This is a genomic window from Streptomyces sp. NPDC050121 (assembly GCF_044460385.1).
Lineage (GTDB): Bacteria > Actinomycetota > Actinomycetes > Streptomycetales > Streptomycetaceae > Streptomyces > Streptomyces soliscabiei.
This window is the reverse complement of the sequence record NZ_JBITJV010000121.1, coordinates 1-1,153: the sequence shown is the minus strand read 5'-3', so window position 1 is coordinate 1,153 and position 1,153 is coordinate 1. Positions and strand designations below refer to the sequence as shown.

The 1,153-nt window shown below is 70.3% G+C and carries 1 protein-coding gene and 1 pseudogene; both read right to left on the bottom strand.

Features of this window, described 5'->3' with window-relative positions:
• Positions 1-124: 124 nt before the first annotated feature.
• Positions 125-931, bottom strand: a complete 807-nt coding sequence (locus ACIBTS_RS49405; RefSeq protein WP_399328569.1) for a class II aldolase/adducin family protein — start codon at positions 929-931, stop codon at positions 125-127.
• A gap of 40 nt (positions 932-971) precedes the next feature.
• Positions 972-1,153, bottom strand: a pseudogene (locus ACIBTS_RS49400) (succinate-semialdehyde dehydrogenase); the annotation flags it as partial.

Here is a 1,153-nt window from a genome sequence, read left to right as displayed (position 1 = left end):
CCCCCCCCCCCCCCCCCCCCCCCCCCCCCCCCCCCCCCCCCCCCCCCCCCCCCCCCCCCCCCCCCCCCCCCCCCCCCCCCCCCCCCCCCCCCCCCACTTGGCTTCCTGGGATCAGCGCGTCATGTCAGTCGAACAGGTCGGGTTGGTCTGCGGTGATCTGGTCCCACAGGGGGCGGAACTGGAACCAGCCCGGGAGGGGGCCGGAGATCTGGTCCCGCACCATCCGCGCCGTCTCCGGATCGATGAGCTTCGGTTCACCCGCGGCCATGGCCAGCAGCTGTGCCTGGCATGAGCGTTCCATGGTGATGAAGTACCAGGCCGCCTCGGCGACGGAGGCCCCGACCGTGAGCAGTCCGTGGTTTTGCAGGATGACCGCCTTGGCGTCGCCCAGGGCCACACCGATCTTCCGGCCTTCCTCCGTGTCGTTGACGACCCCGCGGTAGTCCGAGTAGATGCCGTGGTCCTCGAAGAAGGCACAGGCGTCCTGGGTGATCGGGTCCAGCGGGACGCCGAGGCTGGAGAAGGCCTTGCCGTGCACGGAGTGGGTGTGTGCGGCCGCGACCACGTCGGGCCTGACCCGGTGCACCTCGGAGTGGATACAGAATGCGGCGTTGTTGACCGGGCGCTTGCCCTGAAGGAGCTTGCCGTCGTGGTCGACGAGGATCAGGTCGGAGACGCGGATCTGGCTGAACGACATCCCGAAGGGGTTGACCCAGAAGGCCGAGGGGTTCTCCGGATCGCGGGCCGTGATGTGTCCGGCCACGCCCTCGGAGAAACCGAAACGGGCGAACAGGCGGAAGGCGGCCGCGAGTTCCTGCTTGCGGACCTGACGCTCCTCCTCGACGGCCAGGTTCTGCTGGGGCAGCGGCAGGGTGACGCCTTCGGGCATGGCGCCGACGGACATGTGCGGGGCGGCGGGTGTCGTGGTCATCGGGAGCTGGCCTTTCGTGATCTGGTGGGCGATGGCGCGGTTACTTGCTCCGGCGGCGCGGGCGGTTGCCGTACATGAGGTCCACCAGGCGCAGGATGGACCGGTAGGCCGAGGGGTCGAACGGGAGCATGTGGAGGTCGCGGCGGGTCGGGAAGCGGTTCACGCTGACGGCCTGGAGCCTGGTGTACTTGCGGATTCCTTCGGCGCCGTGCCGTACGCCGA